The sequence below is a fragment of the Dictyoglomus sp. genome, assembly GCA_025060475.1.
In the GTDB taxonomy this organism is placed as follows: Bacteria; Dictyoglomota; Dictyoglomia; order Dictyoglomales; family Dictyoglomaceae; genus NZ13-RE01.
On sequence record JANXBZ010000004.1, the window covers coordinates 69,908 to 93,680 of the forward strand.

The window sequence follows — 23,773 nt, forward strand, 5'->3', positions numbered from 1 at the left end:
CTTTTTCAAACTCTTCCAGGGGGATTTTCTTAAACTTTAAAAGCCTATTAATATCCTTTTCAATCTCTCTTATCCTTTGAAAGAAGGACTACTTTCACGAAAATGACTATTTTAGAACCAGAGAAAAATCTTAACTAAATAAAAAGCCCTCCCCAATGGGGAGGGCTTTTTATACCTAGAAGCCAATCATTAACTTACTTTCTAAATAGAATTTATCTTTTACATTTACACCCCATAGATTATCTGTTCCTGTCAAAACTCCTCTTTGCCATCCTTGACTACCAAAATTGTCTGCATCAAAGCTGTAACCAACTAATAGATCGTGAGATACACCGCCACCAAGAGATAATGACCATTTAGCATAACCACCAAAGAGTGTATCTGTACCAGTAGCAAGTGCTGCTCCAAGATCTAAAGAGCCTACTGGGACAGGAACAGATGCAGAAACATAACCAAATAAGGTGTAACTCTCTTCTGTGTTATATTCTAAATATAATTTTTTAACGTTTGGCAATACTTGATCAGCTGTCACAGAAATCTTAAATTTATTTGCTTGAAGTTTATAGTTTCCATCAAAGGTAACCTTACCACCTAGAGCTTTAACGGTAACACCTACTAGTTGTTCAGGTTTACTTGCAGCTTCACCATAAACAGTTAAACTCACTGGGGTTGTAACTAGAGTCGCAGAACCACCAACTGCCCATAATGTAAACGTTCCAGTTGCTGTTTGTTTCTGAATTAATCCATAAAGGGACATAGAAACTGGCTGAGAAACAGAAAGCTCTCCTTTTATAGCTAAGGCAGCATCATTCCAGAAATTAGATTCCCACCAGGTATCTTTTGGTGCATATCCAACAGTAACTTTAACTGGAGCTTGAGATACTACTACATTTATTCCTGTAGTAGGAAGATTATTATTTAATAAACTTGAAGATAGGCCTGGTAAAGTCCCTTTACAGAAGGAAACATCAAGAAGTCCTAAAACTTTTGAGAAAGTAATTTTACCAGTTGGAGACGCTCCACTTAAACTAGCTGGAAGATCTACTTTTACACTTGCACTCACACTACCAAGATTAGAGCTTCCAGAAAGGGAGAAAGATAAATTTCCGCTTCCCCATGTTCCCCATGCTAAACCATAGCCATTTCCAAATGGTAATAGTCTAGTATGGAATCCTACACCTATCCAAGAAGAAGTGCTAACAGACGCAGCATATGCAGGAACTAAAAGTAATCCCAAAATCAATAACCAAACAAATTTTTTCATCTCTCTTTGACCCCCTTAGGTTTTATAATTTTTTAAATAATTTTTTTAGAAAACTCCCTGGCAAGCTTACGGAACCTTACCTTGCCAGTCCCAATTTTTATAGTGGCAACCTAAAGGTCTTCACCTCCTTTCTCGCCACTATGAAAAAAAAGCTAACTGATTGTTATTTTACATAAAATTAATTTCTTGTCAAGATTTTTGCTAAAAATTCTCAAGAGTTTTTTATTTCCCTTAAAAAATTTACAATGATTTTTAATCCTTCCTCTAAATCCTTCAAGTTATATTGTAAATATTTATAAATTCTTGAGGGATCAATCTTATCGTATTCATGTACTAAAAAATTCCTAAATCTTATCATCCTTTTAAACTTCTCCTCAAATTCTGAGGTTATTATTCCTGAATTTTTAAGAAATTTAGGAATATCCTCATAAAATTCTGGTTTCCCTAAATTTAATGAAGATACTATATGATTTCCAATATCTATTAAAACCTGAATAGAGTTCTGAAAGGACCTACAAACAGATTTAATATTTCTTATATCCTCCTGAAATTCAGAAAAATTAAATTTTTGCATTTCTTTTAAAAAAGAAATCTCTTCCTCAATAATTTCCATCTTTCTTTGAATCAAATCTAAATCTATGTACATATCCCACTTTTCCATCTTGAATTCTCTTTAATAAATATTTAAAATTCTCATCCCTTATGGGCTTTGTATCTAAATAATTTTTTATAGTTTCCTCTTCAAAATCCACTCTTGTTTTTTCATCTTTTTTATATATTATTTCTCCATATTTTATTACCTGATACTTTAATATTAAAGATGCATCGTTTAATATTACTAAATCTACATCTCTTTTTAGTTCCCTCAAAATTTCTAACAAAAGATAACTAATCTCCAATTTCAGATCAAAATAATTTTCCTTAGGAATATCCTCGGAAAAAAGAATTGCCACATCTATATCAGAAAGATTGGAAATATTTCCTTTAGCAAAGGACCCAAAAATATAGGCTAATATTACTCCTTTTTCCTCAAAAATCTTCTTTATTTCTTCTTTTTTCTCTAGTATTTTTTCCTTCATAATTTTTATTATAACATCTCTCTAATAGTATTTAGATTTTTAAAATCCGCCTCAGGAGAATCTTTTGGAGTCTCCAATATTAAAGGAAGTTTCCTAACTTTTTCCTCTTGAAGAAGAAAATAAAATCCTCTTCTTCCTATCTCTCCTTTTCCAATATGCTCATGTTTATCTTTTTTACTTCCTAGAGGATAGAAAGAATCGTTAAGATGAATAAGAGAAAATCTTTCATAGGGAATTTTTTCAAAAAAGAGAGAAAGGGTATTTTCACAGGATTTGGGATCTCTTAAATCATATCCAGCAGAAAAAAGATGACAGGTATCAAGACAAAAATAAACAGGAAATTCTTTATAAATAGAATATAAATCTTCGGGAGTAGATCCCCATCCCTCAGAATATCCTGCACTGTTTTCAATAATTAATTTTTTCTCTCCTTTATATTCTTTAAAAATTTTTTCTAAGGCTTTTAAAAAATTATATTTTGCTTTATCTTTTCCCTCTCCTTTGCTACTTCCTGTATGGACTACTACTCCTTCAAAATTTCTTTCATGAGCTAAGTTTAATTCTTCTATAATTAATTTATAGGAAAGATTAAAAATATTTTCATCGGGAGAGGATAGATTCACCACATAAGGAGAATGAATAAAGATAGGAGAAAAGGGGAAATTAGGGATTTCACTTCTTGAAGACTTAAAACTTCTTGGATTTCTTGAGAATATCTGAGCAGTATTTATTTTTAACTCTTCAATAGTGTTAAGAAGATTTCTATCCCCTCTATAGAGGTGAACTCCTAGTTTAACATCATATTTCAATTCCTTCATCCATAATACTCTTTACTATGGGAGATTCTTTACATCTTCCTTCGCTCGAGATCCAAAAACTCTAAAATCAATTAAGGGAATAACTTGAGATAATTTTTCTTTATCTTAAAATCCCCTCCCCTTTTGGGGAGGGGAAAAATTTATCTATTAGTTACTTCTTCCATTCTTAATAAATATTGCCATTCCCTTTCTAAATCCTTTTTAAATTCTTCTAAGATTTCAGCGTTCTCTGGTTTTAATAAGTGAGCAAATCTTCCTTGAAGTTTTAAATATTCCTCAACGGGTTTAAATCCCTTAGGAGGTTTATAATTTATCTTATATTTTCCATCTTCTACTTCATAAAGATGCCAGAATCCTGTTTCTACCGCAAGTCTTGCCATCCTTATTGCAGAATCATCAGGAGTTCTCCATCCTCGGGGACAGGTGGAATAGATATTTAAAAAGGATGGTCCATCGGTATCAAGAGCTTTTCTTACCTTCTCCATCAGATCTCTCCAATGGCTAGGAGATGCCTGAGCTACATATCTTGCTCCATTCGCTACCATCATTTCAGTTAAGTTCTTTCTTCTTTGAGGTTTTCCTGGAACAATCCTTCCTACGGGAGAAGTTGTGGTAAAAGTTCCTCTTGGAGTGGCACTGGATCTTTGAATTCCAGTGTTCATATAAGCTTCGTTATTATAGCAGATAAAAAGACATCTATGCCCTCTTTCCACTGCTCCTGATAATGCTTGGAGTCCTATATCATAGGTTCCTCCATCCCCTGAAAAACTTATAAATCTTATTTCTTTATCGATTTTTCCTTTCTTTTTTAAAGCTCGATAGGCAGATTCCACTCCTGCTATGGTTGCTGCAGCATTTTCAAAGGCACTATGGATCCAGGGAACTCCCCAAGCAGTATAAGGAAATATGGTTGTTGCAACCTCAAGACAACCTGTAGCGTTAGCTACCACCACAGGTTGCTCTGCAGAATTTAATACCATTCTTACTATTATACTGGCAGCACAGCCAGCACATAATCTATGTCCACTTACAAATTTTTCTCCTTTTAAGGCTATTTCTCTTAAATTAATTGCCATTTTTTACACCTCCTATTCTCTGACCCCAATATAGGTCAAACCTTTTGGCTTTCCTAGCTTTTCTATCTCTTTAAGCTCTTCAAAGACTTTTTTAATATGTTCCGTGGTAATATCTCTTCCTCCTAATCCATATACATAAGACTGAAAGATAGGTCTTTTATCTAAGTGATACATTCCCGAGACAATCTCATGATATAAAGGACCTGCAAAAGATCCAGGAATCATACTTCTGTCCATTATTCCTACAACTTTTGCATTCTTTAATACATTAGATATTTCTTCTAAGGGAAAGGGTCTAAAAACTCTTATTTTTAGAAGCCCTACTTTCTCACCTTTACCTCTCAATTCATCTACTACCTCTCTTATTGTTCCACAAGTCGAACTCATAGCAACAATAATATATTCCGCATCATCCGCATGATATTTTTCAATTACATCATAATATCTTCCTGTAAGATCTCCGAATTCCCTTCCTACTTTTTTAATAACGGGAAGGGAATTTTCTATAGCATAGGCTTGAGCAACTTTAAATTCAAAATAGGAATCAAAAAGGGCTAAAGGACCCATAGTAAAAGGATGATCTACATCTAAAAGAGAGTACTTGGGTTTATATTCTCCTATGAATTTTCTAACCAACTCGTCATCTAAAACTTCTAACATTTCTTCAGAATGGCTGGTTATAAATCCATCAAAATTAACCATTACAGGAAGTCTTACCTGAGGATCCTCTGCAATCCTTACTGCCTGAAAAATATTGTCATAGATTTCCTGAACATTTTCAGAAAAGATCTGAATCCAGCCAGAGTCTCTTGCTCCCATGGCATCGCTGTGATCTCCATGGATATTAATGGGAGCACTTAAAGCACGGTTTGCTACTGTCATAACAATGGGAAGTCTCATAGAAGATGCGATATAAAGCATTTCCCACATAAGAGCTAAGCCCTGGGCTGCAGTAGAGGTCATTACTCTGGCCCCTGAAGCTGATGCTCCAATACAGGCACTCATGGCACTATGTTCGCTTTCCACAGGAACAAACTCTGTATCTACTTCGCCATTGGCAACATACTCAGAAAATTTTTGAACTACCTCAGTGGATGGAGTTATAGGATATGCAGCAACCACATCAGGATTTACTTGTTTAAAAGCTAAAGCAGCTGCTTCATTTCCCTCTATAGCAATTTTTTTAAATGTAGTCTTCATCATCTTCCCTCCTTTATTTTTCTTCTTCTTTCATAGTTATACATTTCACAGGACATTCTGCAGCACAAACCCCACAACCTTTACAATAATCGTAGTTTATTTCTACTTTTTTCCCATCAAAGGAGACTGCAGAATCAGGACAGAAAAGCCAACAAAAAAGACAAGTGGTACATTTACTGTAATCTATCTCTGGTCTAAAAGTTCTCCAATCTCCTGTTTTATACTCTACTGAATTTCCAGCTTCTAAAATAATAGGACCTGTTTCTACTAATTCTTTCCAACCAGGTAGTTTTCTCATTCTCCTCTTACCTCCTCGTAAGCTCTTTTTATTGCCTGAAGATTTCCTTCTATCACTTCAGGCTTAAATCTTCCTTCGAATTTTCTCTTTAACTGTTCTAAAACCTCTTCTAAAGAAATTATAGGAACCACTCTAATCAATGCTCCAAGCATGGGAGTATTGGGAAAGGGTCTTCCAAGAGTAGCTAAGGATATTCCAGTGGCATCCACAGTATAAATCTTTCTATCAGAAATCCCTAACTGCTTTCTGATTTCTTGAGGACTTTGAGCAGTATTTACAAGAATTATTCCATCTGATGGAACACCTTCTAGAATGTTCACTTTACCAATAAGAGATCTGTCAAGCACCACTACTACATCGGGATTATAAACTTGGCTATGAATTCTTATGGGTTTATCACTGATACGAGTAAAAGCTTTCATAGGTGCTCCTGTTCTTTCAGGACCATATTCAGGAAATGCCTGAATATATTTTCCTGCCTCAAGGGCAGTTTCTGCTAAAAGGTAAGATGCGGTCTTTGCACCCTGACCTGCACGAGCATGCCATCTAATCTCTAACATTTCTTTCATTTTTCTACCCTCCTAATCCTTTATTAATTTTATCTCTTGTCTACCCCGAAGGGCATGAATTAAAGTCATTTCATCAGCAAAATCAAGTTCTGTGCCAACAGGTAATCCATAGGCAAGACGAGTAATCTTTATAGGATATCCTGAGAGAAATCTTGCAATGTATATGGCAGTTGCTTCTCCTTCCGTTGTAGAGTTTGTAGCAAGGATGATTTCCTTTATATTTCCCTTTTCTACTCTTCTTTTTAATTCTAAAATTCTTAAATCTTCGGGAAAAACCCCATCTAAGGGAGAAATTAAACCTCCTAATACATGATAAACCCCATTGTATTGTTGGGTCTTTTCAAAGGCCCAGATATCCTTTGGTTCTGCTACAACACAAACAATGGAAGAATCCCTTTCTGGATTAGAACATATTTCACAAGGATCTTCTTCGGTAAGGTTAAAACATATAGAACAGTATTTTACACGCCTTTTAAGATTTAAAAGAGTATGGGCTAAATTTTCTACAAACTCATCAGGTTGCTTAAGAAGAAAGAAAGCTAACCTCTGAGCAGATTTAGGACCTACCCCTGGAAGTTTCGACAGCTCTTCAATGAGCTTCTCAAAATATCCTTTTTCCCTCATTTTCTAGAACAGTCCTGGAGGTAAAGATAAACCATCTGTAAGACTTCCTAATTTTTTTGCAGATATTTCCTTTGCTTTAGACAATGCATCCCTTAATGCAGATGCAATTAAATCTTCTAACATTTCTACATCTTCTTTATCTACTACCTCTGGATTTATCTTTACCTCTTTTACTTCCTCCTTTGCTGTAAGAATTATCTTTACTACACCTCCACCAGCAGATCCCTCTACCAAAGTCTCGGATAATTCCTGTTCCAGTTTTTCCATTTTTTCTTGTAGTTTTTTCAATTGCTTCATTGCTTCAAATGGATTTTTCACTTTTAACCCTCCTTTATAATTTTTCCGTTAAAAATATTTTTAACCTCTTCAGGATCTATATCTATCTTTTCCTCTTTTATAATGGGAATATCCTCTTCTATGGTAATAAATTTAAGAGGTAAAGAGATATTAAATACTCTTTTAATCTCTTCTTCTATTAACTGTCTATTGGGAAGCTCTTCAATTCTCTCCTTTAAAAAGGTAAAATTCCTTGGAAAACCTAAAACTAATCTTCCATCATCGCTTATTTCAAGAACCTTTGCTTCCCTTAATATAGCCTCTAAAGATACCTTTCTTTTTTTAACCCTTTCTAAAACTTGACTCCATCTTTCTTTAATAGTATCTAAGGATAAAGGCGTCTTTGAAGAAGTCTCAGATTTTACCCTTATCTCTTCCTTAAGAGGCTCCTGCCCTACCTCTTTAACTTCTTCTTTGACTTCTTTTTCCGCCTCAGGTTTTATAAATAAAGGAAGAAGAAACATCTCTAAAATTAAGGGAGCACTAGTCAAATCCCTTAATCTATTTTCTAAATCCAATAAGGTATCAATTATTTCCTGAAGCCTTTTAACAGAAAAGATTTTTGTTTCTTCAAGTATTTCTTCATATTCTTCTTGAGTTAAGGATAAAATATTGGAGAGGCGCGGCTCTATCTTAATAAGAATTAAATTTCTAAAGTGTTGTAATAACTCCCTCACAAATTGCTGGGGATTTTTTCCCAATTGAAATACTTGCTGGATAAGACGCCATCCTTCATCTAAATTATAATTTCCTAAAGATTTTGCAAATTCATATACAAACTCATAAGTGGGAAGACCCAGAAGATGCCTTGCTAAATCCTCAGTTATTTCTTCCGAAGAAAATACTAAGAGTTGCTCTAAAAGACTTATGGCATCTCTCATGGAACCTTGAGATTGTATAGCTACTAATTTTAAAGCCCCCTCTGTAATATTTCCTCCTTCCTCTCTTGCAATTTTTTCTAAGTGTTCCTTTATTTCTTCCCTAGATAATCTTCTAAAGTCAAATCTCTGGCAACGAGACAGAATAGTTAGGGGAACCCTTTGGGGTTCTGTAGTTGCTAATATAAATATTACATGCTCTGGGGGCTCTTCTAAAATTTTTAAAAGAGCATTGAATGCTTCTGTAGTTAACATATGAACCTCATCAATAATATACACTTTATATCTATCCCTTACAGGTAATAATCTTGCCTTTTCTCTTATATCTCTAATCTCATCAATTCCTCTGTTGGATGCTGCATCTATTTCAATCACATCTAAGCTATTTCCCTCAGAAATCTCTATACATGAATTACATTTTAAGCATGGATTTTCAGTGGGACCATTGACACAATTTAAAGATTTTGCAAGAAGCCTTGCAATAGTGGTTTTTCCTGTCCCTCTTGGTCCTGCAAAAAGATAGGCATGAGTAATACGCCCAAATCTTATACTATTTTTAAGAGTAATTACAATATGTTCCTGTCCTACAATCTCATCAAAGGTTTTTGGTCTCCATTTTCTATATAATGCTAAATGCATTTAACTCACCTTGGCTCCCAAAGATAAATCTTTATCTATAGTTAAGATAGAAAGTCTACCCTTATCATCGGTTCCTGCAAGAAGCATACCATTAGAGACATATCCCCTTATTTTTGCTGGCTCCAAATTGGCAAGAACCACTATTTTTTTACCAATGAGTTCTTCAGGAGTATAATATTGAGCTATTCCTGCGACAATTTGTCTTCTCTCAAAACCTAAATCTATCTCTAAAAGAAGCAGTTTATCACTATTTTCTATCTTTCTTGCGGATAAAACTTCTGCAATTCTCAAATCTAACTTCTTAAAGTCCTCAATACTTATCAAAGAAATTTCTTCTTTCTCTTCTTTAATTTCAACTTTTGGGAATAAAACTTTGCCCTTTACTACTTTTTGTCCCACAGGAATTTTAGCATCCCATAACAAATCCCATGCAAACTGCTTATCTTTATAACCCAATTGATCCTGGATTTTCTCCGCAGTCTCAGGAATAAAAGGATAAAGAAGGATAGAAATTTTTCTTAATGTTTCCAAAAGAGAATAGACAACAGTATTAAGAATTTCTTTCTTTCCTTCTTTCTCCAAATTCCATGGCGCGGACTGATCAATATATCTATTGGCGGATTGGATTATCTCCCAAATAGAGATAAGAGCAGAGGAGGGATTAAAATTCTCCATAGAATATTCTACCTTTTTTATAGCATTTTCTGTTATTTCAAATAATTCCTTTTCTCTTTCTCCAAAAGATGAGGGCTCTGGAACTTTTCCTTGCGTATATTTTTCAGTAACAGTAATTACTCTATTTAAAAGATTTCCTAGATCATTTGCCAAATCCGATTGATATCTTCTATGGAAGGCAGAATCAGAATACTCTCCATCTAAGCCTAAAGGCACTTCTCTTAAGAGGAAATACCTTAAAGCATCTACCCCATATAAGTCCATAAGCTCATGGGGATCTATTCTATTTCCCTTTGATTTTGAAATCTTGCCTCCTCTTATGGTCCAGAATCCATGAGCTAAAATAGTTCTTGGCAAAGGAAGATCTAAAGCCATTAGAATTGCAGGCCAGATTATAGCATGAAATCTTAATATATCCTTTCCAATAAGATGAATATCCGCAGGCCAATATCTATCAAATCTTTCATTATCTTCTCTCAGATATCCTAAGGCACTTATATAGTTGATTAATGCATCAAACCAAACATAAACAGTATGTTTAGGATCAAAAGGAACAGGAACCCCCCATTTTACAGTAGATCTTGTAGCACTAATATCCTTTAATCCCTGCTTTATAAAACTTATTACTTCATTTCTTCGAGATTCAGGAAATACAAATTGGGGATGCTCCTCTATATATTTAAGTAGGGGCTCGGTAAACTGTGAAAGCTTAAAATAATAAGTCTCCTCTTCCAGCCATTCCACAGGTCTTTCACAATTAGGACATTTCCCTTCTTTTAATTCTTCTTCTCCCCAATAGGTCTCGCAAGGAGTGCAATACCAGCCCGCATAACTTCCTTTATATAAATATCCTTTATCATATAGCTTTTGGAAAATTCTTTGCACCACTATTTCATGTCTTTCCTGAGTAGTCCTTATAAAATCATCATTGGTTATTCCCATTCTCTCCCAAGTTTTTATAAATTTCTCCGCCATCATATCCACAAATTCCTTGGGAGTAAATCCCCTTTCCTCTGCAGACCTTGCAAGCTTTGGTCCATGCTCATCTAATCCCGTTAAGAAAAAAACATCATAGTCTCTCAATCTATAATAACGAGCAAAGGTATCAGCAACCACAGTGCAATAAGCAGTACCTATATGTGGCTCAGAATTAGAATAATATATAGGAGTAGTTATATAAAACTTTCTCCTTGCCACTTTTTTCGCTCCTTTCACCATTTAAAATTCCTTGATAATAATACAACTTAGTAAGGGGAGTGTCAATAAAAGGGGGGATTACCAGATAAAAGATATTTGTAAACCTAATCTTATAGAATGATAATATTTCTCATTTTTTCTATAATAAATACTTTCAAAAAATATTTTACTATTATTATCTTTAATGGGAAAAATCTCTATTAAATTTTTCCATCGAAGGGAAAAATCCGAATAATCTTCCTTTAGAAGAGAAATACTAAAATCTATAGCCCCAAAATTTCTATTATAAGAAAGGGAATAGGAAGAGGTGATATAACTTGAGATATTTTGATTACTCTCTCTTTTCTCATTGAAATAAGAAAGGGATAGTTTTCCATTAAGAAAAGGAAGATCTGAAGAAATTTTAAAATTACTTAATTTCAAAAGATAATTAGAATATAAAGATTCTCTAAAATTATATATTCCTTGAAGGTTCATAAAGGAAATATTACCTTTAAAGGAGAAGGAGAAAGTTTTTACTAAACTTGTTGTAGTTTCTTGATATGTGTAGCCTTGATAAAATTCAAAAGGAGAGGAACGATAGGAGATATTTAGAGAAATATTTTTTTTATTCTCTTCAAAATATTGGGAGAAAGAAAAATTTAGCCACAAATTGGAAATTAGCTCTCCATATAAGGATAAAGAAAAGTTTCTTTTTATAAAGCCGTTATCATCAAAAACTATAAACTTAGGATTTATGCTAAATTTATCTCTTTTAAGATTCAATGAAATTTCATCCCTTTTATAATAGCTTTTTTCAGGAAGGAGATATTTATAGAAAATTAAGATACTTAATCCTGAGAAAGGAGGATTCTTTTCCTTATCATCTATAAAAAATATTTGCAAGGTTTTGTCTATCAATTTAATCTCTACAGTATAAGTTTTTGGCTCTTCTGAGGGAAGATAGTAGGTAAAAGTCCCTCCATCCTCCACATAAATATTATTTATGTAAACTTTTATACTTTCTGGTATGGGTTTGTAGGTTAGGGTGAATTCATATTGATATCCGTCCGCAATATAATTTTCCATTGCTTCTAAGGGAAAATCAGGCTTAAAATTCGTATTCTCTTGATAACTTTCTCCGAACAAAAGGTTAAAATTTTGGGAGAATACATTTATATAAAAGGAATTATTCCTTTGATTTAATAAAAGAATATCAGAAGTATAAGTATCTTTAACTTGAAAGTTAAGATTCACCTTTGAATTAGAGTTTTGAGAACTAAAGGAGAATCCTTTTAAAAATTCTTTTTTAACATCTTCCTTGTTTTCTTGGATATAAAAGGAAATAGGAATTTCTTTATAGTTAAAAGTAATCTTCTTAATATCCTTTTCTCTATCCCTTAATTCATTACTCCATATTCCAGAAAGAGAAAATCTTGAAAAGTCAACAGATATACTCTGCCTTAAATTTTGATAAAAATATCTATAATCTTCCCTAAGATAATTCAAAGAATATGTAAGAAAAGAAAAAGGAGTATAATCTATATTTATCTTACTTCTAAATACTCCTTGAAGTATTTCAAAGTTACCTAAAATCTCCTTAAAATAGGGATAGTTTTCATCAACCTTTAAACTTTCTCCTTCTATACTAATATTCCTTCCTTTATAGCCAAAATTTAAATTATACGCTCTTCCCTCCCAAATATTATTTAACAGGCCTTGGGATACTGAAAGATTAAAAAAATTTTCTCCCCATTCTTTTAAAAAGGAAAAATCTATAAATTTTCTGTTTATTTGAGAAGAAAAATCATCTATATTTAAAAAAGTTAAAGAAAAGGGAGGATAATCTAAATCTAATCCCCAAAGGTTATATGCTTGGGGAGCAAATCCTCTAACTTCATATTCTATTAATATAAGATCTTCTTGGGATATAACCTCTGTAAAATATAAAATTCCATAGGAATAATCTATAATATAATCCACATCTCTTTCTAAAAGCCTTCCATTGAGATAAACTTTTTCTTTCCCTGGGACTAAATAAAAATCTGAGATAATATAGGGACCTTGAGTATCATTTCCATAAAAACTTTTCTGCTTTTTTGTACTTTCAACCTTTGCTAATAACCCCTTAAGGGAAAGATTATCATTTTGAAATTTTATCTCAAAACCATTTATATTTTTTTTCCATAACGTTAAATAGGAGAAAGATTCTTGAAAGTTGTTATTAAACACTCCTTCCCAATTTTTATATTTAATACTAATAGATATTTGATCCTGAGGATTATATCCTGTCGAGAAGTTCAGGCTAACAGAAAGAAGATCTGTAATCTGTTTTAGTGATATTCTTCCCTTCAGTTGATAATTGAGTCCAGGATAAAGAGAATTTTGGAATTCAAAAAGATGTCTATCTCCAAAAACCCAAATATACGAAGGATCCATATATCCTTCTCCATGAAAATCCCAAGTCTGGGAAAAAAGAGAATTCATAAAGAGGAGAAAGATAATATGGAAAGCGAAGAGTCTAAAATAAGTCTTAATCTTACCTTTGAAGTCTGAACCTTTACTTTCCACTCTTTTTCTCTTTTTTCCTCAATTTCCCAAGAAAAATCTTCTTTCTCCTTTATAAATCCTTTTCCCAATAAAAAATATTTTATCACTTCCTCTAAATTTTTCTCAGGATCCTCTATAATCCTTTCAATACTTCTTATTATCCATCCCCTTTTCCTTTCATCTCCAGCAAACTCAATAATACAAGATACCTTATCCGAAGGTTTTAAAAAATAACATAAAAGAAGGTTTCTATTCTCTGGAAGAAGTAAAAGATCTAAGGAAGGATTCAAAGATAGAGGAAAGGCAAGAATAATATCACCTTCCTTTGCAAAATTTCTAAAACCTCCTATACTTTCACTTTTTAAAATTTCCAAAACTAACTCCACATATGGAAAATCACCAATAATTACCGACTTTACCCTTGCAATAACTTTACTTCTATTCTCTATTATAGGTACTCGAGCCCATATAATATTGGAGATTAAAATAAAAAATATAATAAAATATAAGAATCTCATTAAAATCACCTTCCTTTAATGGAGTATAGGAAAAAACTAAGATTTTGTCAAAAAAGATATTAAATTCTTAATAAAAATTTAAAAATTATATGTTATAATTTAGCCAAACTCCGAAAAGAGGGAGGTTGTGATATGCGAAAAGTAATAGGATTTTTGGTATTTCTTATTTTAATTTTATCCTTCACCTCTGCAGAAACTTTACCCCTAACTAAAGTTAAAATAATGCCTCCTCATGAAAAACTTATTGAGAAGAAGCTAAAATTGCCTACTTTACCAGAAATAGCACCAGTAAGTATTCCTAAGGATAAAAAAATCTATGGAATTATAGAAAAGGCAGAAGGCGTGGGAAAAGCTATCGTTATTCCTGTGCATTTTACTGATAAACCAAAACAGCCTGATAATGTGATTCCTTCAAATTATTTTGATATTCTTTTCAATAGTACTGGAGCAAATTGGAGTTCCATTAATCCCTATAATAAGGGAAGCGTAAGAGATTTTATAAAAGAAAATTCATACAATATATTTGACATAAGTGCTACCATTCTTCCCTGGTATACTGCTCAGAGAACTTATACCTATTATATAAATGATGGAAATTATGGATTTAATGGGGGAGTATTTGTCTTAGTTCAGGAAGTTCTTCAGCATGCAGTAAATTCAGGATATGATTTGAGAAATTTTGATGTAATTTTCATAATTCATAGTGGAGAAGGAGCGGAATGGACAGGAAATGTAAATGATATTTGGTCTCATGCATCCACGGTCTATGTAAACATAGGAGGACAAAATGTTCCCATAAGATATTCCATAGAACCAGAATATATGAAAGATAATAATGTAATTATTCCCATGACCGTTGGAGTTTTTGTCCATGAAATGGGACATTCCTTTGGACAACTTCCTGACCTTTATGATAGAGACTATTCTTCATATGGTCTTGGAAGATGGAGCTTAATGGCAGGAGGATCTTGGAATGGACCACAGAGTCCCAGTGGATATACCATAGGAGGATCTCCCTCGCATTTTGATGCATGGTGTAAGATTCAACTAGGATGGATAACTCCTATTGTTCCTAAAGATAATCTAACTAATGTAAATATTCCTCCTGTAGAAACAAATCCTGTAGTTTATAAGCTTTGGACCGATGGTGTAGAAGGAGATCAATATTTCTTGCTAGAAAATAGAAGAAAAATAGGTTTTGATTCCTATTTAAGAGGAGAAGGGCTTCTTATTTACCATGTGGATGAGAAGATGAGAGGATCTCAGAATGACTACGAATGGTATCCAGGACTTGATCCCTCAAAACATTATTTGGTTGCATTAGAGCAGGCGGACGGAAAATGGGATCTAGAAAAAAAAGTTAACAGTGGAGATTCTGGAGATCCATACCCTGGATCTACAAATAAAACTATCTTTGATGAAAATAGCACTCCTAACAGCAAAGCTTATTTTGAAATTCCCACAGGAGTTGCTGTAAAAAATATCACAGTTTCTGGACAAAATATAATAGCAAATATATATGTTTCTTCAATACAATTAAATGTATCGCCAGTTTTTGATCCTAACAAAGAAAATTGTATAATTATGTTACTTCTCATTAGAAGTTATATTTTAACAATAAATGTTTATGATACCTTAAATGGACAAAAAAATAATCTTGTAAAAACTATAGTTAATAATCAAAAAGTTAATAATGGAAGCTATAATTATACTTGGAATGGAAGAGATGAAACAAATACCTTACTTCCCAATGGAAAATACATTATAGAAGCGATAGCAAAGGATGAGATAGGTAACTCTAAATCCATATCCGCAACTACAACTCTTAATTCAGGACAACCCCTTTCCTTTGTAAATGTCACAAGATTTACAAAATCTTTTAATCCCAAGACAGGACCAGCAGAGATATTCTTTAATCTTACCCAAGATGCAAAGGTAAGATTTATTGTCTATAACCTTGCTGGAGAAAAAGTATATGAAAGGGATCTTGGATATCTTTTTGCAGGAAATCATAAAATAGAATGGGAAGGAATAAATTGGAAAGGAATTTATCTACCCAACGGACTTTATCTATTCCAGCTTGTTGCAGAATCCTCTCAAGGTGAATCAAGAATAAACAGATTCATTGGAATCCTGAAATAAAAAAGGAGGCTTAGATTTGATGAGAAAAATAATTTTTATATTAATAACAGGATTATTAATTATAAATTATAGTTTTGCATCCTTTCCTCCAGTAACCCTAAATGCTCGAGCAGGAGCATTGGGAGAAGCCTACGTAGCTCTTTCCGATGACTGGGGAAGCCTTTATTATAACCCTGCAGGACTTTCTTTAGTAAATAAAAGAATAGTTGGATTTACCCATCTTACTCTTCCTGAAAGCTGGACCAACGTGGAATTTATTGGTGGAGTTTTACCCATTGGAAATATAACCCTTGGTATTGGAGCATCTTTAAAGAATATTTCAAACACTGGAGAGCTTTTATTTCCCTTTTCTGAAAATTCCTTTCAAGTAAGCTTAGGTGCTAAGGTTATACCAAATCTAAGTTTAGGAATAACAGGAAATCTTTATATGTCAACCTTGGATACAGAATCTGCCCAAGGATTTGGTTTAGATCTTGGAGCAATTTATGAAGTAAATCCCAATCTAAGATTAGGCTTAGCTTTATACAATCCCTTAAGTTTTCTTCAATGGTCTACAGGAACTGTAGAAAATATAGAAAGAAGGGATATAGTTTTAGGCTCCTTTTTAAGCCTAAATTTAGGTATACCTCTAAAAATTCTTTTTGATTTTTCTTTATTAGAAAAACCAAATTTTCTTAACAGAATTCATTTGGGAATAGAGACCAATCCTCTTTCTATGTTAGCCATAAGGGCAGGATATAATGGAGCAAAGGAAGGAATAACATTAGGTTTTGGATTAAGTTTTTCAAGCTTTTATTTAGATTATGCCCTTTTATATACAAAAGCCCTTTCCAATCAACATATAATTAGCTTATCAGGAAGTTTTTAAAAAAACCCCTCCCTTTTTAGAGGGAGGGGATTTTTTATCTTTTAACAATATGGATCACATTTCCTAAGGGAACCCTTGCAGACTCCATTACAGCCTCAGAAAGAGTAGGATGAACATGAATAGTATCCGACAAATCCTCTAAGGTTAAATTTTTCTTTATTGCCAAAGCAAGCTCTGCAATAATAACTGATGCCTCAGGTCCTACAACTTGAGCTCCAATAATTACTTTATCCTTCTTTCTTGCAACTATTTTAATTAATCCATCAGTAGCATTCATAGAAACAGCCTTTCCATTGGCGCTAAAGGGAAATTCTCCCACTAAGGTTTCCTCTTGGGCTTCTTCCTCCGTTAGTCCTACCACTGCAATCTCAGGAGAAGAAAAAATTGCCCAGGGAAGAACTCGGTAATCCATTTTCTCATCCTTTCCTGATATTATCTCCGCCACGACTTCTCCCTCTTTCATAGCTTTATGAGCAAGAAGAAGTCCCCCAATTACATCCCCAATAGCATAGATATGGGGAATATTAGTTCTTAAATACTCATCTACAACAATTCTTCCGTTTTCTGTTTTTATTCCCACATTTTCAAGACCTATATTATCAGAGTTTAATTTTCTACCAATGGAAACAAGAACTTTCTCACTTTCTAAAACCTCTCCTGTATCAAGGGTGGAGTAAACCTTTCCATTTCTAACTTCTATCTCCACTATTTTTGTTCCTGTTCTAACTTCTATTCCCCTTTTATTTAATATCCTTTGAATTAATGATGCCAGTTTTTTATCCTTTAATACGGGGACAACCTGTCCCATCATCTCAATAATTCTAACTTTACTTCCAAAGGAATTATAAAAAGTAGCAAACTCAATACCAATAGCTCCTGCCCCAACAATTACTATATCCTTTGGTATTTCCCTCAATCTTAAAGCATCATCAGAGGTTAAAACATTTACTCCATCAATCTTAAAACTAGGAATAATAGCAGGCTCGGAACCTGTAGCGATGACAATATTTTCTCCATTAATAATTTCTTTTCCTTGGAGAGTCTCTATTTCGATGGTCCTTTCATCTAATATCCTTCCTCTTCCTTTCTTTACAACAACCTTTCTTGCTTTCAAAAGATACTCAATTCCTGAGATTAATCTTTTAACCACATTGTCTTTCCAATTGAATATCTCATTAACATCATAACTAAAATCCTTTACCTGAATCCCAAAGATCTTTGATTCTTTAATAGAGTTATAAACTTCTGCAGATTTTAATAATGCCTTTGTGGGGATACACCCTCTATTTAAACATGTTCCTCCTAGTTCCCTTTCCTCTACAATACAAACTCTTTTCCCAAGATCTGCAGATCTTATGGCTCCTACATACCCTCCTGAGCCAGCACCTAAGAAGATTACATCATATTTCTCCAAAGAATTCACCTCCCAAGGCTATACCTTCATTTTTTCATATATTCTTCTCTTCAATCTTTCTCTTAAAATATCCTTTTTTACCCAAAGATTATATCTTCTTACATAAAAGAAATCCTTTTTTCTTTTTAAACTCTCTCTATTATAAGCATATATTAGGCACCAGCTATAACCATTTTGAAGAAATCTATAAAAATCTTCCCCATGAGTTTTTCCTTCCTCTAAAGGTAAAACTAAAAATCCCAATTTATTTAGAAATCTTATCACTCTTTCTTGATCTACAAAGAAAAAAGCTGTTTCTCCAAAGAGATATTCCACATTTTTCCATCTTGAATTTTCTAAAAAATCCAAAAGTTCCAAAAAAGAATTTATAAGAAGGGAATAAAATCTTCTTCCCCAGTCAAGATCAACTCCATCCTTAGGAATAGGGGGAAGATGTTCATTCCAAAGATGAAGATCAATTATCCAAGAATTTTTCTTAATTATATCTCCATTAGGTAAAACTATATCTTTTTTTACCTTTACAGGTCTATACCTTAATATGCATTTAGGGTTTTCTGTAAATTTCTTTACTCCTAAGCATAAGCTTACAATTTTATCCAAGATTATAATTAAAAATCCCCAAAAAGTTCTCAATGGGCTTTACCTTTCACTAAAAATAAAGTTCCCAAAATAATTAAAGATATACCAAGCCACTGAAAAGAGGAGATTTCTTCTTTAAATAAAATCTTTGACGCAAAAACCTGCACAAATATTTGTCCCAATCCCATGGTGATGGCATATCCAAGATGAAGGGGCAAAAGAGTTAATAAATAAGTATAAGAAAGAACCGATAAAAAACCACTAATATTTCCTATCACCTGCCAGTAAATAAAGTTTTTCAAATTTTTATTTTGAACAGACATTTTAAAGCCAATATGGGAAAGGACATGGAAGAAGATATAGGCAGAGATTGATAATAAGATCAATAAAAATTTATCCCTCTTCATGTTAAATATTATAGCAGAAAATCTAAAAAATCCTTAAATCTAATTTAGACAAAAAAATAATATTTTTAAATAATTTTTAAATTGATTTTCTATTTAATTATATATATAATTAATAGGTCAAAACTTACTTAAAAATATCAGGAAAAGGTGATAGAAAATGGGTAAAAAAATAATTATAGTTGGAGGAGTTGCTTCAGGAACAAAAGCAGGTGCTAAGGCAAAAAGAGAAGATCCTTCAAGCGAAGTTATTATTTTTACCAATGAAGAATATATATCCTACTCTGGATGCGGACTACCCTACTACATAGGAGGGGTAGTTTCTGCTAAAGAACATCTTATTCTAAAAACCCCTCAAGATTTTAAACATGATATGGGAATAGATGTTTATACAAAACATGAAGTAGTGTATATAGATCCTGAAAATAAAAAGATAATAGTAAAAGATCTTTCCAATAATACTTTAAAGGAATTTTATTATGATAAATTGATTCTTGCTACAGGAGCCTCCCCCGTAAAACCTAAAATTGAAGGTTTTGATTTGAAGAAAGTATTTACTTTAAGATCTGTTAATGATGCCTTAAAAATTAGGGAAATTTTAGATAACAATCCTCCCAAGAATCCATTGATCGTAGGAGGAGGTTTCATTGGACTAGAAATAGCAGAAAATCTTAAAGAAAGAGGACTTAATGTAAAAATTATAGAAGTAGCAGAACAAATATTGCCAGGTTATGATTTTGAAATTGCAAAGCTTGTAGAAAAATACTTAATAGAGGAAAAGGGTATAAATATCTTAACAAAGAAAAGAGTTACTAAATTCTTAGGAAATGAAAAAAAAGAAGTTTCAAAGGTAATTTTGGAAAATGGAGAAATTTTAGATGCTGATTTGGTTATATGGTCCGCAGGAGTAAAACCTAACACAGATTTAGCCAAAAAAATAGGAATAGAGTTAGGGGATTGGGGAGCGATTAAGGTAGATAAATATATGAGAACCAATATTAAGGATATCTTTGCTGTAGGAGATTGTGTAGAGACTTATCATCTTGTATGTGGTAAACCTGTCTGGATTCCTATGGGATCTACTGCAAATAAGATGGGAAGAGTAGCGGGAATAAATGTGGTTTTAGACGATGAGAATTTATATGAAAGTTTTGAAGGAGTTTTAGGAACAAATATATTAAAGCTTTTTAATCTAACTATAGCAAAAACAGGACTTTCTGAAAAACAAGCAAGAGAAGAAGGATTTGATGTGGTGTCTGCAATCGTCCCATCAAATGATAAGGCTCATTATTATCCTACTTCTAAGAGCGTTATTTTAAAACTTATTGGAGATAGGAAGACAGGAAGAATTTTAGGAGCTCAAGGTATAGGAGAGGGAAGTGTGGACAAATTTATAGATATAATAGCAAGTTTTATCTATCTTAAGGGAACAGTAGATCAATTATCAAAAGTAGATCTTGCCTATTCTCCCCCCTATTCTATGGCTTTATCTTCAGTAATTGTTACCGCAAATGTTTTAAAAAACAAGATTCAAGGAAAACTAAAAGGGATAAATCCTTGGGAGCTATATGAGAAGATAAAGAATAAAGAAAATAATTTTCTTCTTATTGATGTAAGAACAGAGCCAGAATTTGTAATAGGTGCCATTCCTGGATCTATAAATATTCCTCTAAATGAGTTAATGGAAAAAGCCTATACCTTAGATAGGGAAAGGGAAATAATCTTAATCTGTGGTTTAGGAAGAAGAGCATATCAAGCATATACAAAACTAGTCAGCCTCGGTTTTAAGAACATAAAAATTCTTGATGGAGGAATAAAAGCTTATCCCTTTGAATTAGAGTAGAAAGGAGGAGATATTATGGAACATTATATTGATGCTAAATTCCTTCAATGTCCAGGTCCCATTATAAAATTGTTTGAAAAGATAAAGGAGATTAATTCTGGAGATATGGTAATCATTGAAGTAACAGACCAGGGGTTTAAAAAGGATATTCAGGCCTGGTGCCAAAAAACAAAAAATGAATTAATCTCAATTGAAGAGGAGAATGGAATTATTAAAGCTAAAATAAGAAAGACATAAAAGGAGTGTTCAAGATGAAAGAAAATAAAAAAACTATAATAGTTTTTAGTAATGATATGGATAGAGTAATGGCATCCTTAGTGATTGCTACTGGTGCATCTGCTATGGGAGACGAGGTAACAATGTTTTTTACTTTTTGGGGATTAAATGTTTTGAGAGATCCCAAAAAGAATGTTTCTAAGAAAAACTTTTTGGAAAAGATCTTTGGATGGATGATGCCAAAAGGGGTAGATAAACTTCCCCTTTCTAAAATGAACTTTTTAGGTATAGGTCCAAAACTTATGAAATATATGATGAAAAAGAAAAAGGTCCAAAGTCTTTCTGAAATGTTAAAACAGGCTCAGGATCTTGGAGTAAAGCTTGTAGCATGTAGCATGTCCATGGAGGTTATGGGGATTAAAAAAGAAGAATTAATTGATGGAGTAGAGATTGGTGGGGTAGCAACATATTTAAATGAGGCAAATTCCTCAGGATTAAATCTTTTTATTTAAAAATAAGGGGAAGTCTTTTCCGACTTCCCCTAAACTTTACAATCCTAAAAGAGTGGAAAGTTCTACTACATGCTCTTGTTCATCTATTATAACATGTCTTATCTGATGCTCTAAGGTTTCAAATTCATATTGAAATTCAGCCTTATTTTCTACTACCTTTCTATAAATTTCTTTATAAAAATCTATAGCTTCCTTCTCTCCCTTTAAATTTACCTCTAAAATCTCTTTAATTTCCTTTGCTTGATAGGTTTCTGCAATTCCCATGGAGGGTTCTCCACCTAAATAATTTGCAATAAGAGATCGAAATATTTCTTCATGCTTTTCTTCATCACCAGCAATTTCCTTTAGTCTTTCTATAATGGGCTCTGCATTTAAGCCTTTTACTAACTCTGCATGGGCTAAATATTGAATTCTTGCTGCATGCTCCAGTTCAAGGGCTCTATTGAGCATTTTAATTAATTCTTCTTTTACTGACACAAGAATCACCTCCTAAATTATTTTATACCGAAAATTCTTTATAGGAACTTCTAGGGGCACCACATACGGGGCACTTCTCAGGAGGTTCCCCTTCTATGGTATGTCCACAAACGGGACATATGTAGATCTTTTCTACAGGATAATCTTCTTTCTTCTCCACTAGCTCCTTTGCTTTTTTATACATTTCCGCATGAATTTTTTCAGCCTCCCAAGCATATCTTGTACTTCTTTCCGCTCCCTTTTCATTTTGGAATAAGGCAGTATTGTTGTAAACGGGATACATTTCTTCAATCTCAAAGGTTTCCCCATCAATACATTGCTGAATATTGAATGACATATCCTGAATTAGTCCTAATTCTCTATAATGATTCCTTGCATGGACAAACTCAGCATAAGCAATAGCTCTAAAAAGATTTGCAAGTCTTGTTAAACCCTTTTTTTCTGCCTCTTCTGCAAAAATGGTGTATTTCATATGAGCCATACTTTCACCTGCAAAGGCATCGTGAAGAAATTTTTCCGTCATTTTTCTCATTTTTTCACCTCCTTTTTGATAATTGTAACAATTATACTTAAAATTCACAAGAGTAAAGAGTTTAGTTATAGTATATTCTTTACAGTTTTAGTTTTTTATTATAATATACTCTACTAAGATTACCAAAATAGTAGAGATTAAAAAAACTCTGGGAGGAAAAGAATGAAAATAGTAAACAGTGTGTTAGATCTTATTGGAAATACTCCAATGGTAAGGCTAAATAAAATTGTGGAACCTGGAATGGCAGAAATTGTTGGAAAGATAGAATCTTTTAATCCAGGAGGAAGTGTTAAAGACAGAATATGTCTCTCCATGATTGAAGAAGCAGAAAAACAAGGACTTTTAAGACCTGGTTCCACAATCATTGAACCTACTAGTGGCAATACAGGAATTGGTCTTGCCATGATCTCTGCTGTGAAAGGATACAAATGTATTTTAGTAATGCCTGAGACTGTTAGTTTAGAAAGAAGATACATTCTTAAAGCTTATGGAGCAGAAGTAATTCTTACTCCTGGAATAGAGGGTATGGCTGGAGCTGTCAAAAAAGCAGAGGAATTATTAAAAGAGATTCCTGGAAGTTTTATGCCTCAGCAATTCAAAAACCCAGCAAATCCTAAAATTCATAGAGAAACTACTGCAAAAGAAATTTGGGAAGCAACAGAAGGGAAAATTGATGCCTTTGTAGCAGGAGTGGGAACAGGAGGAACCATTACTGGAGTGGGAGAGTTTTTGAAAGAAAAGAATTCAAAGATTAAGATCGTAGCTGTGGAACCTTCAGAAAGTCCTGTTCTCTCAGGAGGAAGACCTGGTCCCCATAAAATTCAAGGAATAGGAGCTGGATTTATTCCCGATGTTTTGAATTTTAAAATAGTTGATGAAATAATAAAGGTAAATAGTGATGACGCCTTAAAAACCTCTCAAAGATTGGCAAAAGAGGAGGGGTTATTTGTTGGAATATCTGCAGGAGCAAATGTCTTTGCATCCCTGAAGGTAGCACGGGAGTTGGGAGAAGGAAAAAGAATAGTAGTTATACTTCCTGATACTGGAGAAAGGTATTTATCTGTTTTTTTACAAACAAGTTTCTAA

Annotated in this window: 25 protein-coding genes; 6 read left to right on the top strand and 19 right to left on the bottom strand. The window is 33.1% G+C overall.

Annotation, left to right across the window (positions count from 1 at the left end):
* Positions 1–175: 175 nt before the first annotated feature.
* The 14 genes from NZ841_03090 to NZ841_03155 all read right to left on the bottom strand — a co-directional run bounded on the left by NZ841_03090 (position 176) and on the right by NZ841_03155 (position 13,700).
* A complete protein-coding gene (locus tag NZ841_03090; protein ID MCS7201742.1) occupies positions 176–1,264 on the bottom strand; it encodes a hypothetical protein in 1,089 nt (362 codons plus the stop codon).
* A gap of 211 nt (positions 1,265–1,475) precedes the next feature.
* Positions 1,476–1,925, bottom strand: a complete 450-nt coding sequence (locus NZ841_03095; protein MCS7201743.1) for a DUF86 domain-containing protein — start codon at positions 1,923–1,925, stop codon at positions 1,476–1,478.
* Positions 1,864–2,343 carry a nucleotidyltransferase domain-containing protein gene (locus tag NZ841_03100; GenBank protein ID MCS7201744.1) on the bottom strand — a complete coding sequence of 160 codons (480 nt, stop codon included), beginning with the start codon at positions 2,341–2,343 and terminating at the stop codon, positions 1,864–1,866. The genes NZ841_03095 and NZ841_03100 overlap by 62 nt, the downstream gene beginning before the upstream one ends.
* An 8-nt stretch (positions 2,344–2,351) precedes the next feature.
* Positions 2,352–3,161: a deoxyribonuclease IV gene (locus NZ841_03105; protein MCS7201745.1), complete on the bottom strand. Its 810-nt coding sequence runs from the start codon at positions 3,159–3,161 to the stop codon at positions 2,352–2,354.
* A gap of 140 nt (positions 3,162–3,301) precedes the next feature.
* Positions 3,302–4,237, bottom strand: a complete 936-nt coding sequence (locus NZ841_03110; GenBank protein ID MCS7201746.1) for a thiamine pyrophosphate-dependent enzyme — start codon at positions 4,235–4,237, stop codon at positions 3,302–3,304.
* Positions 4,238–4,249: 12 nt separating this feature from the next.
* On the bottom strand, positions 4,250–5,440 hold the full coding sequence (gene porA / locus NZ841_03115; protein MCS7201747.1) for a pyruvate ferredoxin oxidoreductase: 1,191 nt from the start codon (positions 5,438–5,440) through the stop codon (positions 4,250–4,252).
* Positions 5,441–5,450: 10 nt separating this feature from the next.
* Positions 5,451–5,735 carry a 4Fe-4S binding protein gene (locus NZ841_03120; protein ID MCS7201748.1) on the bottom strand — a complete coding sequence of 95 codons (285 nt, stop codon included), beginning with the start codon at positions 5,733–5,735 and terminating at the stop codon, positions 5,451–5,453.
* Positions 5,732–6,304, bottom strand: coding sequence for a 2-oxoacid:acceptor oxidoreductase family protein (locus NZ841_03125; GenBank protein ID MCS7201749.1), 573 nt, complete (start codon positions 6,302–6,304; stop codon positions 5,732–5,734). The genes NZ841_03120 and NZ841_03125 overlap by 4 nt, the downstream gene beginning before the upstream one ends.
* Positions 6,305–6,316: 12 nt before the next feature.
* Entirely contained in the window at positions 6,317–6,928 is a 612-nt protein-coding gene (recR, locus tag NZ841_03130; GenBank protein MCS7201750.1) for a recombination mediator RecR, read from the bottom strand.
* A 3-nt stretch (positions 6,929–6,931) separates the two neighbouring features.
* On the bottom strand, positions 6,932–7,246 hold the full coding sequence (locus NZ841_03135) for a YbaB/EbfC family nucleoid-associated protein (GenBank protein MCS7201751.1): 315 nt from the start codon (positions 7,244–7,246) through the stop codon (positions 6,932–6,934).
* 2 nt (positions 7,247–7,248) lie between these two features.
* A complete protein-coding gene (gene dnaX / locus NZ841_03140; GenBank protein ID MCS7201752.1) occupies positions 7,249–8,781 on the bottom strand; it encodes a DNA polymerase III subunit gamma/tau in 1,533 nt (510 codons plus the stop codon).
* Positions 8,782–10,653, bottom strand: a complete 1,872-nt coding sequence (gene metG / locus NZ841_03145) for a methionine--tRNA ligase (protein MCS7201753.1) — start codon at positions 10,651–10,653, stop codon at positions 8,782–8,784.
* Positions 10,654–10,731: 78 nt separating this feature from the next.
* Positions 10,732–13,071, bottom strand: coding sequence for a hypothetical protein (locus tag NZ841_03150; protein ID MCS7201754.1), 2,340 nt, complete (start codon positions 13,069–13,071; stop codon positions 10,732–10,734).
* 44 nt (positions 13,072–13,115) lie between these two features.
* Positions 13,116–13,700, bottom strand: a complete 585-nt coding sequence (locus tag NZ841_03155) for a hypothetical protein (protein MCS7201755.1) — start codon at positions 13,698–13,700, stop codon at positions 13,116–13,118.
* Between the two features lie 132 nt (positions 13,701–13,832).
* Here NZ841_03155 and NZ841_03160 point away from each other — a divergent pair, with 132 nt between their 5' ends.
* Positions 13,833–15,842 carry a M6 family metalloprotease domain-containing protein gene (locus NZ841_03160; GenBank protein MCS7201756.1) on the top strand — a complete coding sequence of 670 codons (2,010 nt, stop codon included), beginning with the start codon at positions 13,833–13,835 and terminating at the stop codon, positions 15,840–15,842.
* 19 nt (positions 15,843–15,861) lie between these two features.
* Complete coding sequence (locus tag NZ841_03165; GenBank protein ID MCS7201757.1) at positions 15,862–16,710, top strand: hypothetical protein; 849 nt, start codon at positions 15,862–15,864, stop codon at positions 16,708–16,710.
* A 34-nt stretch (positions 16,711–16,744) separates the two neighbouring features.
* On the opposite strand, the gene lpdA is transcribed toward NZ841_03165, so the two are convergent.
* The 3 genes from lpdA to NZ841_03180 are packed head-to-tail and all read right to left on the bottom strand — an operon-like array spanning position 16,745 to position 19,089.
* Positions 16,745–18,124: a dihydrolipoyl dehydrogenase gene (gene lpdA, locus NZ841_03170; GenBank protein ID MCS7201758.1), complete on the bottom strand. Its 1,380-nt coding sequence runs from the start codon at positions 18,122–18,124 to the stop codon at positions 16,745–16,747.
* A gap of 18 nt (positions 18,125–18,142) precedes the next feature.
* Entirely contained in the window at positions 18,143–18,757 is a 615-nt protein-coding gene (locus NZ841_03175) for a hypothetical protein (protein MCS7201759.1), read from the bottom strand.
* Complete coding sequence (locus NZ841_03180; protein ID MCS7201760.1) at positions 18,754–19,089, bottom strand: SMR family transporter; 336 nt, start codon at positions 19,087–19,089, stop codon at positions 18,754–18,756. The genes NZ841_03175 and NZ841_03180 overlap by 4 nt, the downstream gene beginning before the upstream one ends.
* Before the next feature lie 178 nt (positions 19,090–19,267).
* On the opposite strand from NZ841_03180, the gene NZ841_03185 reads away from it, so the two are divergent.
* The 3 genes from NZ841_03185 to NZ841_03195 are packed head-to-tail and all read left to right on the top strand — an operon-like array spanning position 19,268 to position 21,678.
* Positions 19,268–20,950, top strand: a complete 1,683-nt coding sequence (locus NZ841_03185; GenBank protein ID MCS7201761.1) for an FAD-dependent oxidoreductase — start codon at positions 19,268–19,270, stop codon at positions 20,948–20,950.
* Between the two features lie 15 nt (positions 20,951–20,965).
* Positions 20,966–21,187 carry a sulfurtransferase TusA family protein gene (locus tag NZ841_03190; GenBank protein ID MCS7201762.1) on the top strand — a complete coding sequence of 74 codons (222 nt, stop codon included), beginning with the start codon at positions 20,966–20,968 and terminating at the stop codon, positions 21,185–21,187.
* A 14-nt stretch (positions 21,188–21,201) separates the two neighbouring features.
* Entirely contained in the window at positions 21,202–21,678 is a 477-nt protein-coding gene (locus NZ841_03195) for a DsrE/DsrF/DrsH-like family protein (GenBank protein MCS7201763.1), read from the top strand.
* A 36-nt stretch (positions 21,679–21,714) separates the two neighbouring features.
* Here NZ841_03195 and NZ841_03200 read toward each other — a convergent pair whose 3' ends face one another.
* Both NZ841_03200 and NZ841_03205 read right to left on the bottom strand, forming a co-directional pair.
* Positions 21,715–22,155: a ferritin-like domain-containing protein gene (locus NZ841_03200; protein MCS7201764.1), complete on the bottom strand. Its 441-nt coding sequence runs from the start codon at positions 22,153–22,155 to the stop codon at positions 21,715–21,717.
* A 22-nt stretch (positions 22,156–22,177) separates the two neighbouring features.
* Positions 22,178–22,687 carry a rubrerythrin family protein gene (locus tag NZ841_03205; GenBank protein ID MCS7201765.1) on the bottom strand — a complete coding sequence of 170 codons (510 nt, stop codon included), beginning with the start codon at positions 22,685–22,687 and terminating at the stop codon, positions 22,178–22,180.
* Positions 22,688–22,849: 162 nt separating this feature from the next.
* On the opposite strand from NZ841_03205, the gene cysK reads away from it, so the two are divergent.
* Complete coding sequence (cysK, locus tag NZ841_03210; GenBank protein MCS7201766.1) at positions 22,850–23,773, top strand: cysteine synthase A; 924 nt, start codon at positions 22,850–22,852, stop codon at positions 23,771–23,773.

Excerpts from the sequence above, each read along its gene's own strand:
- NZ841_03090 (MCS7201742.1), bottom strand. The coding sequence starts at position 1,264 with ATGAAAAAATTTGTTTGGTTATTGATTTTGGGATTACTTTTAGTTCCT.
- NZ841_03095 (MCS7201743.1), bottom strand. The coding sequence starts at position 1,925 with ATGGAAAAGTGGGATATGTACATAGATTTAGATTTGATTCAAAGAAAG.
- NZ841_03100 (MCS7201744.1), bottom strand. The coding sequence starts at position 2,343 with ATGAAGGAAAAAATACTAGAGAAAAAAGAAGAAATAAAGAAGATTTTT.
- NZ841_03105 (MCS7201745.1), bottom strand. The coding sequence starts at position 3,161 with ATGAAGGAATTGAAATATGATGTTAAACTAGGAGTTCACCTCTATAGA.
- NZ841_03110 (MCS7201746.1), bottom strand. The coding sequence starts at position 4,237 with ATGGCAATTAATTTAAGAGAAATAGCCTTAAAAGGAGAAAAATTTGTA.
- porA (MCS7201747.1), bottom strand. The coding sequence starts at position 5,440 with ATGATGAAGACTACATTTAAAAAAATTGCTATAGAGGGAAATGAAGCA.
- NZ841_03120 (MCS7201748.1), bottom strand. The coding sequence starts at position 5,735 with ATGAGAAAACTACCTGGTTGGAAAGAATTAGTAGAAACAGGTCCTATT.
- NZ841_03125 (MCS7201749.1), bottom strand. The coding sequence starts at position 6,304 with ATGAAAGAAATGTTAGAGATTAGATGGCATGCTCGTGCAGGTCAGGGT.
- recR (MCS7201750.1), bottom strand. The coding sequence starts at position 6,928 with ATGAGGGAAAAAGGATATTTTGAGAAGCTCATTGAAGAGCTGTCGAAA.
- dnaX (MCS7201752.1), bottom strand. The coding sequence starts at position 8,781 with ATGCATTTAGCATTATATAGAAAATGGAGACCAAAAACCTTTGATGAG.
- NZ841_03150 (MCS7201754.1), bottom strand. The coding sequence starts at position 13,071 with ATGGATCCTTCGTATATTTGGGTTTTTGGAGATAGACATCTTTTTGAA.
- NZ841_03155 (MCS7201755.1), bottom strand. The coding sequence starts at position 13,700 with ATGAGATTCTTATATTTTATTATATTTTTTATTTTAATCTCCAATATT.
- NZ841_03160 (MCS7201756.1), top strand. The coding sequence starts at position 13,833 with ATGCGAAAAGTAATAGGATTTTTGGTATTTCTTATTTTAATTTTATCC.
- NZ841_03165 (MCS7201757.1), top strand. The coding sequence starts at position 15,862 with ATGAGAAAAATAATTTTTATATTAATAACAGGATTATTAATTATAAAT.
- NZ841_03185 (MCS7201761.1), top strand. The coding sequence starts at position 19,268 with ATGGGTAAAAAAATAATTATAGTTGGAGGAGTTGCTTCAGGAACAAAA.
- NZ841_03190 (MCS7201762.1), top strand. The coding sequence starts at position 20,966 with ATGGAACATTATATTGATGCTAAATTCCTTCAATGTCCAGGTCCCATT.
- NZ841_03195 (MCS7201763.1), top strand. The coding sequence starts at position 21,202 with ATGAAAGAAAATAAAAAAACTATAATAGTTTTTAGTAATGATATGGAT.
- NZ841_03205 (MCS7201765.1), bottom strand. The coding sequence starts at position 22,687 with ATGAGAAAAATGACGGAAAAATTTCTTCACGATGCCTTTGCAGGTGAA.
- cysK (MCS7201766.1), top strand. The coding sequence starts at position 22,850 with ATGAAAATAGTAAACAGTGTGTTAGATCTTATTGGAAATACTCCAATG.